At 28.3% G+C, this 16,391-nt stretch carries 10 protein-coding genes and 3 tRNA genes; 4 read left to right on the forward strand and 9 right to left on the reverse strand.

The genetic code is table 11. The features are described from left to right. From ACH5BF_RS12875 to ACH5BF_RS12895, 5 genes are all read right to left on the reverse strand, one after another. Positions 1 to 2,018 (reverse strand): Calx-beta domain-containing protein (locus tag ACH5BF_RS12875; protein ID WP_423274659.1); only part of this gene is annotated, 2,018 nt, incomplete at its 3' end. 24 nt (positions 2,019 to 2,042) lie between these two features. Beyond that, positions 2,043 to 2,228 carry a hypothetical protein gene (locus ACH5BF_RS12880; protein WP_423274661.1) on the reverse strand — a complete coding sequence of 62 codons (186 nt, stop codon included), beginning with the start codon at positions 2,226 to 2,228 and terminating at the stop codon, positions 2,043 to 2,045. 112 nt (positions 2,229 to 2,340) lie between these two features. Further along, positions 2,341 to 3,879: an HlyD family type I secretion periplasmic adaptor subunit gene (locus ACH5BF_RS12885; RefSeq protein WP_423274662.1), complete on the reverse strand. Its 1,539-nt coding sequence runs from the start codon at positions 3,877 to 3,879 to the stop codon at positions 2,341 to 2,343. Positions 3,880 to 3,882: 3 nt separating this feature from the next. Then, positions 3,883 to 6,042, reverse strand: coding sequence for a type I secretion system permease/ATPase (locus tag ACH5BF_RS12890; RefSeq protein ID WP_423274663.1), 2,160 nt, complete (start codon positions 6,040 to 6,042; stop codon positions 3,883 to 3,885). Positions 6,043 to 6,059: 17 nt separating this feature from the next. Beyond that, entirely contained in the window at positions 6,060 to 7,901 is a 1,842-nt protein-coding gene (locus ACH5BF_RS12895; protein WP_423274665.1) for a TolC family protein, read from the reverse strand. Between the two features lie 179 nt (positions 7,902 to 8,080). Between ACH5BF_RS12895 and ACH5BF_RS12900 the strand changes: the two genes are divergently transcribed. Together ACH5BF_RS12900 and ACH5BF_RS12905 are read left to right on the forward strand one after the other, a co-directional pair. Beyond that, on the forward strand, positions 8,081 to 8,788 hold the full coding sequence (locus ACH5BF_RS12900) for a response regulator transcription factor (RefSeq protein ID WP_423274666.1): 708 nt from the start codon (positions 8,081 to 8,083) through the stop codon (positions 8,786 to 8,788). A gap of 72 nt (positions 8,789 to 8,860) precedes the next feature. Further along, a complete protein-coding gene (locus tag ACH5BF_RS12905; protein WP_423274667.1) occupies positions 8,861 to 10,909 on the forward strand; it encodes a PAS domain S-box protein in 2,049 nt (682 codons plus the stop codon). A gap of 226 nt (positions 10,910 to 11,135) precedes the next feature. On the opposite strand, the gene ACH5BF_RS12910 is transcribed toward ACH5BF_RS12905, so the two are convergent. From ACH5BF_RS12910 to ACH5BF_RS12925, 4 genes are all read right to left on the reverse strand, one after another. Continuing rightward, positions 11,136 to 12,524, reverse strand: a complete 1,389-nt coding sequence (locus ACH5BF_RS12910; protein WP_423274668.1) for an ATP-binding protein — start codon at positions 12,522 to 12,524, stop codon at positions 11,136 to 11,138. 108 nt (positions 12,525 to 12,632) lie between these two features. Next, positions 12,633 to 12,708 (reverse strand) — tRNA-Cys (locus tag ACH5BF_RS12915). Positions 12,709 to 12,770: 62 nt separating this feature from the next. Next, positions 12,771 to 12,859, reverse strand: a tRNA-Ser gene (locus tag ACH5BF_RS12920). Positions 12,860 to 12,874: 15 nt separating this feature from the next. Beyond that, positions 12,875 to 12,961, reverse strand: a tRNA-Leu gene (locus ACH5BF_RS12925). Between the two features lie 202 nt (positions 12,962 to 13,163). On the opposite strand from ACH5BF_RS12925, the gene ilvD reads away from it, so the two are divergent. Further along, the gene (ilvD, locus tag ACH5BF_RS12930) at positions 13,164 to 14,852 is read left to right on the forward strand and encodes a dihydroxy-acid dehydratase (protein ID WP_423274669.1); all 1,689 of its coding nucleotides are present in this window, start codon (positions 13,164 to 13,166) and stop codon (positions 14,850 to 14,852) included. 120 nt (positions 14,853 to 14,972) lie between these two features. Beyond that, the gene (locus tag ACH5BF_RS12935; protein WP_423274670.1) at positions 14,973 to 16,388 is read left to right on the forward strand and encodes a Do family serine endopeptidase; all 1,416 of its coding nucleotides are present in this window, start codon (positions 14,973 to 14,975) and stop codon (positions 16,386 to 16,388) included. The last annotated feature ends 3 nt before the right edge of the window (positions 16,389 to 16,391 follow it).

Here is a 16,391-nt window from a genome sequence, read left to right on the forward strand (position 1 = left end):
TCTGTAATTGTTGTTTCAACTGCATCTTTTGTAGTGTCTACTCTTACATCTTCTAATCCACCAACTGCTCCTAGTTTTGTAGAGTCAATTGATACTGTAAAGTTCTCACTTCCTTCTGCTAAGTTATCATCCAGTGTTGCAATTGTAAATGTTGCTGATGTATCACCTGCTTTAATAATTACACTTGATACTCCTGTGAAGTCTGTTCCATCTTCTGCTACACCTGTGTATGTAAAGAATACTTCTAAATCAGTCTCTGGAGCTTGTGTAATACTTACTGTATATGGAGTTGTTACATCACCCTCAGTTACATTTGATGGTCCTTCTATACTTACTAATGCTGTTTGATCATCTGGGTTAGTTGGTACACTCTCATCTGTAATTGTTGTTTCAACTGCATCTTGATTTATAGTTACTTTTTCAAATTGATCTTCACCTGCCGTTACTGATTTTAGTGAGATATCAAATGTTTCACTTCCTTCTGCTAAGTTATCATCTACTGTTACAACTTCTACTGGTGCTTCACTTGAACCTTTTGGAATTGTTACACTTACAGTTTCTGTGATATCATCACCATCTGCAGTTTTATATGTATATGTAAAGTCTACTGTTAAATCTTCTGCTGTTACTACTTGTTGTCCAGCATCGTCTGTTAATGTTACTTTATATGTTGCTGTTTCACCTTCAATTACTTCTGTATCTACCGCTTCTAATTTAACATTTACATTATCTTTTTCATTTAATTCATCAGCAATATAAGACAATCCAGAAGCTGTTGTATTTGTAGTTGCACCAGAAATAACTGTTCCTTTTAAAGAGAATGTTTCTGTTGGTTCTTTATATACATCATCATTAGTTTTTACTCTAACCTGAATATTATCTTCACCTGCTGGAATAGTTACATTTGATGATGGAACCCATTGACCATTGATAAGTACTTCTGTAGTAGGTATATAGTCTGCTTCAGTTGCTGTACCCTCTTGTGTTTCAATATTTAATATAATATCTTCTAAACTTGCAGAAGTTAAACTAATATCAAATATAGCATATTCACCTTCAATTACTTCACTTCCCGTAATACTTACTGTAGGGATATCACTATCCAAAATAGTACCTTCCCCTTGAGAATCTATAATATTCGCATTTGTTGCATTTGTAATATTTAAAAATAAGTTTTCAGATACTTCGTAAATATTATCATTTACAACTGGTATAGAAAAAGTTAATGTAGTTTCTCCTGGTAAAAATACAATATCACCAGAAGTAGCAATGAAATCGCTTACTTCCTTTGCTGTACCTTCTTGTGTTTCTAAAGTAACTCTTACTGGGCTATTAGAAGCTTCACTTAAAGTAATTACAAAAGTAATAGAACCTTCATTTTCATTAACTGTTGCATCAGAAATAGATACATCTGGTAAAAGTGGGTCATTAGCAGTGTCAACTGGAGTAGAAGAGATTGATTCAGATAAATTTTCCCATCTATCTGTCTCAGCAATACCTGGTAAAGAATCATTTGTTGGATTTAAGATTGAATTAAAAGTAGAACCATCAGATGTAGTTTCACCTGCATCTGCTCCAGCAGCGGCAGCATCAAGAGATTCGATTAATGTTTGGAAGTCTGAAATTAAAGCTAAGTTATTTGAAGGTTCAGCATCTACACCTAAAGAAGCTAATTGTTCTAATCTATCTAAAATTTCACTTCCATTAAATGCTGTACTATCTAAGGTATCTTCAATATCCTTATTATTAACATTTTTATTAATAATAATTGCTGTTGGATTTTCTGTGTTTGTATTATCTTGTAATAATGGAACTATTCCATTTAACTCAACTTGAAAAGTTTTTCCCTCAACATTAAATATTAAAAGAATTGATTCTTGATCATCTTTAAAATTTAATACATAGTTTGTAAATCCATTTGAGAATACGTATTGTTCTCCTTTATTTACATTAAATGATAAATTTTTATTTAAATCAATTTCTTTTAATTGTGTTCCAGTTTTTATTGTAAGTTTCATTCTTTAATCCTCTACTTTTAACTTTTATAAATCTACTACTATTTCTTCATTAATAAATATTTTTACTAAAGAGTTTTCTCCAGTACCCTGAAATACATTGTATGTATTACTATCAACTACTTGTGAATTTTCCTGAATCCATTTGGAATCTAAACCATCTAAAGATTCATCAGAAATTAAAATATCTTCTAAATATAAATCATAGTTCATTTCAGACCCTTTTCCATACTAATAGTAATATACTATAATAAAAAAGTCTCTAAAAAGTTTTTTTAATAGTTATTTTTGAAAAAATTATGAAATTATAATAAAGAGAGATATATTATCTCTCATGTAAGGAGTCTTGTTTTACTTTTAAAATAGGTTTTAAAATAAAATCAAGAATAGTTTTTTTACCAGTTACAATATCTACAGAAGCTATCATACCAGGGATAATTGGAAGTTTTTTACCTTTTCTTTCTAGGTAATTTTTATCAGTTTTTACTAATACTCTATAGTAACTTTTATCATCTTTTGATTCTTTATCTTGTATTGTATCAGCAGAGATTTCTATTATCTTTCCATCTAATCCACCATAAATAGAGAAGTCATAAGCTGTTATTTTAATAATAGCTTTTTGACTAGGATTAATAAAAGCAATATCTTTTGGATCTATCTTTGCTTCAACAACTAAAGCATCACTTAAAGGTACAATTTCAACTAAATCCATACCTGATTGAACTACTCCACCAATAGTGTTTAAATTTAATTGTTTAATAATCCCATCAACAGGAGAAGAAATAATTGTTTTTTCAACCTTATCTTTATCTCCTATAAGTTTAGCTTCAAATCTATTGATTTTACTTATAGCTTCTTGAAGTCCTTTTGAAGCTTCTGCTTTAAAAGTATTTATTTTTTCTGATATTCTATTTTTTGCTTCAGAAATAGCATAGTTTGATCTTGATATTGATAATCTAGCTGTTTCTAAATCACCTTTTGTTTGGTTAAACTCTTTTTCAATATCTAATAAATCAAACTTTGATTTAACACCTCTCGCAACAAGTTTTTTAATTGTTTTTCTTTGTTGTTCAATAAACTCTAAACTTTTTGTTAATTTTCTAATTGTACTTTCTATTTCCAATTGTTCTTGTTTTTTTTGTTTTACTTGTGTTTCAAGTACTCTTAATGAGGATTTTAATTCATTTACTCTATTTTCAAGTAGTAATTTCTCTGTTTTGTCATATCGTGAAGAGTCTTTTAATACTTTTTCATCAAAATCTAATTTAGGAATGTTTTTATCAATATCCAAAGTAGACTCAATCTCTAATCTTGCTTTTAATGCAAGTAAAGAAAGATACTCTTGCTTACTCTCTTCAAATGAGGCTTGAAATCTAGTAGTATCAATTCTCATTAAAGGGTCACCTCTTTTTACAGACTCTCCTTCTTTTACAAGAATTTCAGAGATAATACCTCCATCTAGAGATTGTACAGTTTGAATCTTATCAGTAGGAATAACTTTTCCATTTCCCCTTGCAAGTTCATCTATTTCTGCTAGTGATGCCCAAAGTAAGAAAATAGAAAATATACCTATTATTGTAAAAGCAATTATATTTGCTCTTAAAGAAGGTTTTTCGTTTGCTAAAGAGTAAGTAGAATATACAAATTCTAAATCCTCCTCTTCATCATCTAAACCATAAAGTTTTTTTATTCCAGAAAACAAACCTTTTCTTTTCTTTTTTGGTTTAGCTTTTTCTTGATAAATATTTTTCTCTTTTGGCTCATCTAAAGGGATTGTAGGTTCTGGTTTATCATTACCAAGTATAGTTAAATGCTCTAAATTTTCATTCTCTTGGGAGTTTTTAACTAATTCATCTTTTTCCATAATCTACCTACTTTTTGTAGTAAATACTTCATTTTTAGGACCATCTACTACAACTTGTCCATTTTCTACAATAATAACTCTATCTACTAACTCTAATAAAGATGTTTTATGAGTAACTACAACTAAAGTTTTATCTTCAATAATACCTTTTAATTTTCTAATAAATGCTTTTTCAGTTTGTCTATCCATTGAGTTTGTAGGTTCATCTAACATAACAATACTAGGATCAGAGATTAATGCTCTCGCAAGAGTAACAGATTGTCTTTCACCTCCACTTAAACCTTCTCCTCTTTCCCCAACAAGTAAATCATAACCTGCTTCATGTTTACCTAAAAACTCATCAAGTCCTGCAATTTTAGAAACTCTTAAAAGTTCTTCATCTGATACATATTGTTCACCAATAGTAAGATTATCTTTTATTGTTCCCATAAATAAAAATGGCTCTTGCGGTACACAACCAATTGCATGTCTTAAATCTGTAGGGTCAATTTGTCTTGTATCTAAGCCATCAATTAAAACTGAACCTTTAGTTGGCTCATATAAATTCATAATAAGTTTTAATAGAGTTGATTTTCCTGAACCTATTTTTCCTAAGATAGCTACTTTCTCACCCTCTTTAATTGTAAGATTAATATCTTTTAGCGTTTGATGATTTTGCTCTTTATATGCAAACTGAACATCTTTTAACTGAATATCACCTCTTAAATTGGGTCTACTAATATAAGTTTTATTCTCTTTTTCAACAGGCATTTTCATAATCTCATCAAGATTATTTAATGAAAGCATTGTCTTATCAAACTTTATTATCATTCCAACAAGTTGAGAAACAGGAGCAATTACTCTTCCATTTAAAATCATCGCAGCAATAATAGCACCCATTGTTATTTGCCCATCTTGAGCTAAATAAACTCCTCCTGCAACAATTGCAATATTAGAAAACTGAGAAATAAATGCTGTAAAATAAGTAATACTTTGAGATAAAAAATGACCTTTATCCGCATAATGTACTGTTTTATTAATTGACTGATCCCAATGTGTTTTCATTCTATTTTGGGCTTTAACACTTTTAATAATTTCTAAACCAGCTACTGCTTCTATTAAAGTAGTTTGTTTTATTTGTTCTTCTTTTACTGATTTTTCAATCAATGTCTTTAAAGGTCTTTGTAAATACCAAGATAAAGCAATTGATATAACTACTGTAGCAATTGTTATATATGCTAAAGGACCTGCTATAAACATTATTACTAATATGAAAATAATTACAAAAGGTAAATCAACTATGGCTGCAATTGTTGCACTTGTAAAAAATTCTCTAACACTTTCAAAAGATTGAAGTCTACTTACAAACTGCCCTGTTGAAGAAGGCTTTGCATCCATTTTGATATTCATCAAATGATTGAATATCTTATTAGACATTATTGTATCTGCTCTTTTACTTGCTATTCCTAAAAAATGTGAACGTAGTACTTTTAAAAGTAAATCAAAAACCATTACAAAGGAGATACCAATAAATAAAGCCCAAAGAGTTTCTATTGCATTATTTGGCAAAACTCTGTCATATACATTCATTGTAAATAAAGGTGTAGCCAAAATAAAAATATTAATAAATAGCGAAATTAAAATAACTTGTTTATAAATACCTTTATTTCTAAACATTGTACCCCAGAACCACTCTTTAGGGTCTTCAACAACAACTTCTTTTTCTATTCTATTATTGAAGTTATATTCAGGCTTTATAATAATTACATCACCTGTGAATTCAGATTCTAATTTTTCAATAGTTATTTGTGTTTCACCCGTGCTTAAACCTGGAATAATCACATTTGCAACTCTTTGATCTAAGTCATAATCTAGTAATACACAAGCTCTATTTTTATTTAAAATAAGTACTGAAGGAAGTGCTAATTTAGTAATATCTGATAAGTTCTCTCTTTTTACAGTTTTTGGAACTAAACCAATTCTTTTTGCTGCTTGATGGAACATTGAGATATTCATAGAAGTCTTATGAATTGGTAATCCATAAGTTAAAGAGGCTTCAGATGTTTCTCTTTTATGATATTTAGATAAAAAAAGTAGACAACCTAATAGGTCATCTACTTTTCTTCTATCTTTTAAATTTGATAATGTTTCACTTCTGATTTCATTTGAATCATTATTTTCCATATTTACCTTTTAATCAATTAATGGTACTTTTTATATAATTTTTGGTGTTTACTAACATTATCTATGTATGGATTACCTTTTAGAACAGATTTTGGTAATGCAGATAATGCTGTTTTTGCTTCTTTTACAGAATTAAATATACCATAAATTACCTTTGCACTCTTCATTGAAGGGCCAAATTCATATGTATAAGCTTTTGATGAATCAAGTTCATTTATTTCAACAAAATTATTAGCTGCATCAATTCCATTTGTAGTTGTAATATTTATAGTATAAGTTTTTTCAGAAGCATTTAAAAGCTCATCAATTGAACCTTGTTGAGCAACTGCTGTAGAAACACTCTCTTCTTCTGATAATAAATCTTCTGTTAATTCCTCAGAAGAGCTAATTTCAGTTGGCTCAACTTTTTGTGTTTCTTCTTCTACTAATTTATTTTGTGCTTCTTCATCACCTAATAAAGCTGTTAACTCTTCAGATACATTTGTAGTTTTGTTATCTAAAGTTGTATTCACTTCATTTTGCTTTTTCACACTGTTTGCACATTGACTAATATTTGAGTTTAAAACTGTTGGAATTAGAATTGATAAACTATTTAATAAATCAAAATAGTTTGAATATAATTCATATTCTCTACTAACTAAACTCTTTTTAGCTTCATATAAATCAGTTTGAGCATTTAAAATATCTACAAAAGTTCTAGTTCCTGCTTCGAATTCACTTTTGTACACTTCTACAATATTTTCATTAGCTACTACATATTTTTTTAGTACTTGAATTCTTTCTTTATTTTTTAGATATCTTTGATACGTAACTTTTACACTCTCAACAACTTTTTTTGTAATAGCATCTAATCTTTGTTTTTGTTCTGCTAAAAATAGCTCTTCTTGACTTGATATAGCTTTGTCAGAACCACCATTATATAAATTCCATGCTAGATTGATTCTTCCAAAAACTTGATTTTCAATACCCTCTTCATTTAAACTTAAATCACTATCTGTAATGGCTTTTAGTTCTAAATTTAAATTTGGTAAAAAAGTTGAATCAGCTTGTGCGATTTTTTCTCTTTGTGCTTTTACTCTTTCAATTTGTTCTAAAATTTCATAATTATTTAAAACAGCTTTTTCTACAAGTTTTTGTAAAGATTGAGGGAAAAGAGTATCATCAATAGTAGGTCTACACTCAGTTCCTTGAGGTTTTTCGCCTATATATCTTTTAAAAGTATTTATTCTAGATGTTTTTAAATCTTGTTCTTCTAAATATTTTTCTTTTACAAAACTAAGCTTTGAATCTACTTGATATGTTTCAAGAACTTCTCCACTAATGTCTTCTTTTTGCTTTGCAATTTCAAGATTCTCTTCGTTTGTTGCAATCATATCTTTTGTTAAGGCTAAGAACTCAGTATATTGTACAAAACCTGTATATGCATTTATTGTTTCTAAAACAATATTATTTATATTTCTATCTGTTCTATATTTATTTGCTAAATCGTTATGCTTTGCTTCTCTTACTCTACTTGGCGTTAAATCTCCATCATATAACATTTGATTTAAAGCTATTCCAAAGTTATAACCATCTTCTTGGTCTGAACCATTTTCATTATTATTAGGATTTGGTTGATCATATTTTTTGTCAGTATTTACTTTTTCAAGTCTTCCATCTATATCAATTCTAGGATAATAATTACCCTCTCTTTCATCAACATATTTTTTGAATGCTTCTTGATTTTTTTTCTCAGCAATAACTTCTGGGTTTTGAGTTAATACTCTTTGAACACCTTCTTTTAAAGTATAAGCATTTAACAAAGAAGTACTTGCTATTATTGAAATAACTGAATATCTTACTATTTTTAAAATTTGCATATGATGGCCCTAAATAAATAATTTTTTGGTTATTTTAATCGCATAACGCTTAATTATACATTAAAAAAGCTTGTATTATAATTTTTTTTTCCATTTTTTTATAAAAAATCAGAAAAAAATAATCTATAATTTAATTTATTAAAGTTATAATTTATTCAATTACCTAATTAAGGCACCCAATGACAGAAGATAATATCAAGTTATATCATGAAATTTTAAAAAAATTATGTATTTTATACATAGAAGATGAAGAAAATATTAGAAACAATATGAAAAAAGTTCTTCTTTTATTATGTGAAAATGTATATGATGTACAAAATATAACTGAAGCAAATGAAATAATTCAAGAAAAAAGAGTTGATATTATTATTTCTGATATAAATTTACCTGGTCAAAATGGTCTTTGTTTTGTTGAAGGGATTAGACAAATAAATAAAAAGATTCCAGTTATATTACTTAGTGCCTATACAGAAACAGATTATCTTTTAAAAGCTACTAAACTTAGATTGATAGACTATTTAACAAAACCTGTAGATTTTGAAACACTAAATACTGCTTTGCTTAAATGTGTAGAGGATATCTATGAAAATGGAATGTTTATAATCAACTTTAATAACGGTATTGAATATAATGTTTTAAATAAAAAGCTTGAAGATATAAATAAAAATGAAATTAAACTTACATCTAAAGAACTTTTATTACTAGATTATTTAATAAAAAACAGTTCAAGAATTATATCTCAAGATGAACTAAAAGCAAATATCTGGGATGACTTATACGAAGCAACAGACTCTGCTTTAAAGAATTTACTAAATAAACTAAGAAAAAAAATTGGAAAAGAATCAGTTTCTAATATATCTGGGGTTGGCTACAAACTTAATATTTAGAATAAAAATTTAATACATGTTTTATATTGTTTTTATTACAATGAATTTTAGATACTAAATAAAGAGTCTAAAATGAAAAAACTTTTTCTAATACTTATTTTTTTTACCTTAAGTCTTTTTGCTAAAACAACAGATTTAATAAATTTTTTTGACAATAATCCAGATTCAATGCTTTTAATCAATCCTTCCAATGGGACTATTGAAAAAGCAAATAAAAGTGCAAGTAATTTTTATGGCTTTAGCATATCAGAACTTGAGAATATGAATATCAAAGATATTAATACCTTTACAAAAGATCAAGTCTCAAAAGAGATGCACTTAGCCAAAACTGAAAATAGAAACTTCTTCATCTTCAATCATAAATTAGCAAATGAGCAAATAGTTAAAGTAGTAGTTCATTCATATCCAATTAAGTTCAAAGATAAAAAACTTCTTTTATCAATTATTCATAAACAGTCACAATCTAAAACAATAAAAGAGTTTAATGAAAGACTAGAAGAACAAGTAAAAGTACAAACAAAAGAGCTAGAAAAAAGTAAAAATAATATCACTACTATTTTTACAATATCAACTATAATATTCTCTTTAGGTATTGCTTTTTTGATTTATCTTCTAAAACAAAGAGATTCTCTTAATAAGCAAATGATTAAGACAAATAAAGAACTAAAAGAGTTAAACGAAAGATTTGAACTTGCAATGAATAGTAGTAAAGATGGTTTATGGGATTGGAATCCAAAAACAAATGAAGTATATTTTTCATCAACTTGGAAAAAGATGCTTGGATATGAAGACCATGAAATAAAAGGTTCAGTTGAAGAATGGGAAAAAAGAATTCACCCAGATGATAAAGAAAAAGCTTTTGAAGATGTAAAGAATCACTTAGAACATAAAACTAGTGTATATGAAAATATTCATAGGGTACAGCATAAAGATGGTCATTGGGTTTGGATATATGATAGAGGGAAAGCTATATTTGATAAAGATGATAATCCTACTAGAGTTATTGGCTTTCATACAGACTTAACGACTCAAAAAAGTATTGAAAAGAAAATAGAAGAACAAAAAGAAGAGTTTAAAGCTATATTTGAAAACTCTATGGATGGTATAGCTATTTTAGATTTAGATACAAAGTTTTTAAACTTTAATGATGCTTATTTAAAAATCACAAACTTTACAAAAGAAGAACTTCTTCAAAAATCATGTTATGAACTTACAATTGAAGAAGAAAAAGAAAAAGTAAGAAAAGCTCTAAATATTGTAATGAAAAAAGGTCATATAGAAAATCTTGAAAAAAGCTGTATAGTTAAAGATGAATCATTAATTACTGTAAATATGAGTATAACTTTGATGCCTGATAAAAAAAGACTTTTAATTAGTATGAGAGATATAAGTAAACAAAAATTAATTGAAACACAATCTAAACTAATTTCAATGGGAGAAATGATAGGAAACATATCTCATCAATGGAGACAGCCATTAACTGTGATATCAACAATTGCTAGTTCATTATTAGTAAAAAAAGAGTGTGGAATACTAGAAGATGATGATATTAAAAATAGTTCAGAAGCTATTGTTGAACAAACTAGATACTTATCACATACTATTGATGACTTTAGAACATTTATAAAAGACTCACAAACAAAAGAAAACCTAAGTTTAGTAAAAGCACTTAACAAAACTATTTCACTAGTAAGTCCTAGTTTAAAAAATAACTACATTACACTTATTACTAAACTTGAAGATGATTTAACAATAGTTGGTTATGAAAACCAATTAGTACAAGCATTTATAAATATCATCAATAACTCAAAAGATGCTCTAAAAGAGAACATCGAAGATGAAGAAGATAAGTTAGTATTTATTGAAACAAAAAAAGAGAACAATAAACTAGTTATATCAATAAAAGATAATGCAAAAGGTATTCCTCAAGATATTCTACCAAGAATATTTGAGCCATATTTTACTACAAAGCATCAAAGTGTAGGTACAGGTATTGGTTTATCCTTAGCAAATGATATTCTTATAAAACACCATAAAGCAAGAATTAAAGTACAAAATGAAGAGTTTGAATACAATGGTAAAAAACAAAAAGGTGCTGTTTTTAAAATTGAGTTTAAATAAAATTGTATAGTTTTTAATACTACTATCTTTTATTAGCCTTTATTCTTCATGTTATAATTTATAATAACAAATGAGGAGTTTATTATGGGGATTTCAACTTTATATATAATGTTAGGTTCAGTTGTTGTTTTAGGTTCTGTATTAGTTTGTTCAATTTATTATATGAGTAAAAGTAAAATCTTATAATCAAAATAAAGGAAAAGATAAAATCTTTTAATCTTTTTCTTTAAAAATCTACAATAATTTCAAAACAAGCACCTCTACACTCTATCTTGTCATATATATATTCAGTATTTTCAACACTTATTGAGCCATTCATACCTACAGTGATTAAATTATATGACATTGATAATCCAATTCCTGTTCCTTGACTTTTATGTTTTGTAGTAAAATAAGGTTCAAAAACATGAGGTAAGATATCTTTAGGAATACCACCTGCATTGTCTTTGAAAATAATATGTACTTTATCATTTTTAATAAAAGTTTCAACAAAAACAAATTTATCTATCACAGATATTTCTTTAAAAGCATCTTTTGAATTATTAAAAATATTCATAAAACATTGTATTAACTCATTTGGGTAGCCTTCCATTTCAATACTACTATCAATCTGTTTAATTAAATTGATTTCATAGTGAACAACTGTTCCCTCAATAAGTTTAAAAAAACTATTAAAAGCATCTTCTAGTTTGAAATTCACTTTTATTCTGTCATTTTTCACAAACTCTTTAAAATCATCAATCGTACTTGATAAATATTGTGCATTAATATTTATCATTTCACAAGTTCGTAAAAGTTCTTCATCACTTAAAGTTTCAAACTCTTTTTGTAATTTAATTGCTGTAGCTCCTGAAGATATTATTGATAAAGGCTGTCTCCATTGATGAGCAATATTTCCTATCATTTCTCCCATAGATGCGAGTCTTGATTGTTCAAGCAACAATAAATGCTGCTTTGTATTCTTTTCAACCTCTGCTTGAATTCTAGTTTGCATAATATTAAAACTATTTGCTAAATCTTCAAACTCATCTTTTGAATTAATATCCAATTTTTTGATATCTGTATTTGAAATAGTAATATTTTTAACAGCATTATCTAATGTAGTTAAATGTTCAGAAAGTTTTCTTCCAACTAAATATGAAATTAAAATACTTAATATAATTTCAATTAATGCAATTAAAATTATATCTTTTGTATGTTCATCAATTTGAGAATAAATTTCGCTTAAATCAAATGTAACTTCAGCAAAGCCAACTTTTATATCATCTTCTACAATATTAAACTGGACATGTTTATAAAATTCTATATTTGGATTTATTTGTTCTTTAAATTTAGAGATTAATTTATTGTTTGCATCATATATTTTTACATTATTAACATTTTGTAAATCAGCAAATTTCTCCAAAATATTATCTAAAGTTGCAAGGTCATACATTATAATAGGTGTTTTTATCATTTCTTTTAATAAAAATTCATTGGTTTTTATATTTTTATTAACAAGTTCTTTTGTGAAAGTTTGAATTGAAGTATAATTGTACAGTATTATAAAACTAAGAAAAAAAAGCTCAACTATAAAAATTCCAATTATAATTTTATATTTAAATGCTATTCTCATAGTTTAACCTTTGTCATTAATATTAAATAATTTGACAATTAATATTATAAACTAAGTTTGCTTATTCTATTTGCTTTACATATTAGTAAGATAAGTTTAGATTAAAAATGGAGGAGCTAGTCGGACTCGAACCAACGCATACCGGATTTGCAATCCGGGGCATTACCAGCTTTGCTATAGCTCCAAATGTTAGAAAATCATTAACAGTGATTAAAGTTATATGATTTTTCTTGATTAAAAAAGAAGTGGCAGAGAGTGGGGGATTCGAACCCCCGGTGCCGTTAAGCACGCCGGTTTTCAAAACCGGTACTTTCGACCAACTCAGTCAACTCTCTACAATTCTAAAAAAGTGGTGCGAATGGTGAGAATCGAACTCACACTCCGAAACCGGAATGGGATTTTAAGTCCCACGCGTCTACCTATTCCGCCACACTCGCACTTTTAAATTTAAGTTTTCTTCGGTTTTTGAAGCCGTTCTTCTTAAATTGGACTGGAATTATAATAGATTTTTTTTTCTTTGTCAAGGGTTTTTCAAAAGAATTTCAAAAATTTTCAAAATTTAGTGATTTTAATAAAAATTGAAAATCAATAAATGTATAATATCTACCATAAATATAAGAAGAATTTAAAGGATTATAATTGAGAAGTAATGAGATAAAAAAAGGATATGATAGAACTCCACATAGGTCTTTATTAAGAGCTACTGGATTACAAGATGAGGATTTTGATAAACCATTTATTGGTGTAGCAAACTCATTTATTGAACTTATCCCAGGTCACTTCTTTTTAAATAAAGTTGGTGAGATTATAAAAGAAGAGATTAGAGCAAATGGTTGTGTTCCATTTGAATTTAATACAATTGGTGTAGATGATGGTATTGCTATGGGTCATGATGGTATGTTATTCTCATTACCTTCAAGAGAATTAATTGCAAACTCTATTGAAACTGTAATGAATGCTCATAAGTTAGATGCAATGATTGCTATTCCTAACTGTGACAAAATTGTACCAGGTATGATTATGGGTGCATTAAGAGTTGATGTTCCAACAGTATTTGTATCAGGTGGACCAATGCAAAAAGGTCATACAAAAGATGGTACACCAATTGACTTAGCAACTGCTTTTGAAGCTGTAGGTAAACACGAATCAGGTGAGATGAGTGATGAAGAGTTAAAAGACATCGAATGTAATGCATGTCCAAGTGGTGGTTCATGTTCTGGTATGTTTACAGCAAACTCTATGAATACACTTATGGAAGCTATGGGAATTGCACTTCCAGGAAATGGAACTATTTTAGCTTTAACTCCTGAAAGAGAAGAGTTATATAGACAAGCAGCAAGAAGAATTTGTGAAATTGCGAAAGATGAAAAAGCAAGAGAAGAGTACAAATTAAAAAATATTTTAAATGAAAATGCCGTAAGAAATGCTTTTGCTGTTGATATGGCAATGGGTGGATCTTCAAATACAGTATTACATATGTTAGCAATTGCAAAAGAAGCTGGTGTTAACTTCAACTTAGAAGATATTAACTCTATTTCAAAAAGAGTTTCTCATATTGCTAAAATTTCTCCATCATTATCTACTGTACATATGGAAGACATCAACAAAGCTGGTGGTGTAAATGCAGTAATGAAAGAAATGTCAAAAAGAGGTGATGATATTCTAATTGACAATCCAACTATTGGTGGAATTTCAACTTTAGAAAAAATCAAAGACTCTGAAATCAAAGATACAAATATCATTCACACTATTGACAATCCATATTCAGAAGTTGGTGGATTAGCTATTTTATACGGTAACCTTGCAGAACAAGGTGCTGTTATTAAAACTGCAGGTATTACTGGAGATAGAGTATTTACAGGAAAAGCTGTATGTTTTGATGGTCAACCAGAAGCAATTGCTGGAATTGTTGGTGGAAAAGTAAAAGCTGGTGACGTTGTTGTTATTAGATATGAAGGTCCTAAAGGTGGTCCTGGTATGCAAGAGATGTTAGCACCAACTTCACTTATTATGGGTATGGGACTTGGTGATAAAGTTGCATTAATTACTGATGGTAGATTCTCTGGAGCTACTAGAGGTGCAAGTATAGGTCACGTATCTCCTGAAGCTGCTGAGGGTGGAATGATTGGACTATTAAAAGATGGTGATGAAATTCACATTGATGTTGACCAATATATTTTATCTGTAAACTTAACAGATGAAGAAATTGCAAAAAGAAAAGCAGAATTTAAACCACTAAAAAAACCTCTTAACTCTTCTTGGTTAGGACAATATAGAGCACTTGTTACAAATGCAAGCTCTGGAGCAGTATTAAAAACTGACTTATAATGACTAAAACTAGGGCTTTGCCTTAGTTTTAAGTATTAACTATTTATTAACTATTTATTGAAAAATAGTTTACAAACCTACTCTACAATTGTATTATCAAAAATTCGAAAAGGATGAATTGTGAAGAAAAAACTTTTATTCGCTTCAGCTATGATTGCAAGTCAATTATTTGCACAATCAATTGATTTTGAAATGATGAATAAAAACCCTCAAAGAGTGGTTCCAAACTCTACTACTGAAATATTATCATTTAACAAAAATATTGAAGACTCTATGCATTCAGTAGTAAATATCTCTGCTAAAAGACATGTAAGTACAAATGTAAGTAATTTACCATTAGAAATGTTTAATGACCCATTTTTCAAAAGGTTCTTTGGGGAGCAATTTGGAAATCAATTTAGACAAAACAGAGTTCAAAGATCTCTTGGTTCTGGTGTAATTGTCTCAAAAGATGGATATATAGTTACAAATAATCATGTTATTGAAAATGCAGAAGAGATTACAGTAACAATCGGTGATGATACAACTGAATACAATGCAAAACTTATTGGAAGAGATGCAGATAGTGACTTAGCTGTTATTAAAATCGAAGGTAAAGATTTAGAACCTATGAAATTAGGTGATTCAACTTCTTTAAAAGTTGGTGATGTAATCTTTGCTATGGGTAATCCATTTGGTATAGGAAGTACTGTAACTCAAGGTATTATCTCAGCACTAAATAAAAACAAAGTTGGTATCAACAGATACGAGAACTATATTCAAACTGATGCTTCTATAAACCCTGGTAACTCTGGTGGTGCATTGATTGACTCAAGAGGTGCTTTAATTGGTATTAATACAGCTATCTTATCAAAAAGTGGTGGTAATAATGGTATTGGTTTTGCAATTCCTGTAAACATGGTAAAAGATGTAGTTACAAAACTTGTAGCTGATGGGAAAGTAACAAGAGGTTACCTAGGTGTTGCTATTGGTGATTTAGATAATGACCTTGCAAAAGTTTACAATAACAAAAAAGGTGCTTTAGTTTTAGATGTATCTCCAGGAACTCCTGCTGAAAAGTATGGAATTAAAAGAGGTGACCTAATCTATTCAATCAATGGTAAAAAAATTACTGACAGAACATCTCTTCAAAATGTTGTTGCATCATTTAAACCAAATCAAAAAGTTACGATTGCATTAGAAAGAGACAGAAAAAACCTTGAACTAGATATTGTTCTTGGAAATAGAGAAACATTAGTTAAGATCTCTTCAAATAATAAAGTTTTAGGTGGTCTTAGACTTACAAATATTGACATGAATATCAGAAAGCAATATAGACTTCCACTTAGTGCTCAAGGTATTCTAATCTCTGATGTAGAGCCTAAATCTAAAGCTGAAAAGACTGGTTTCCAACCAGGAGATATTATTATCCAAATAGAAGATATTGAAATCAAAGATTTTGGTGATGTTGAAAAAGCTTTAAGCAAGTATAATAAAACACATAAAAGAGTTTATGTAAATAGATACGGTCAAACAATTCTATTTGTAATAAAATAAAAA

This window comes from Arcobacter pernae (genome assembly GCF_049472135.1).
Classification (GTDB): Bacteria; Campylobacterota; Campylobacteria; order Campylobacterales; family Arcobacteraceae; genus Arcobacter_B.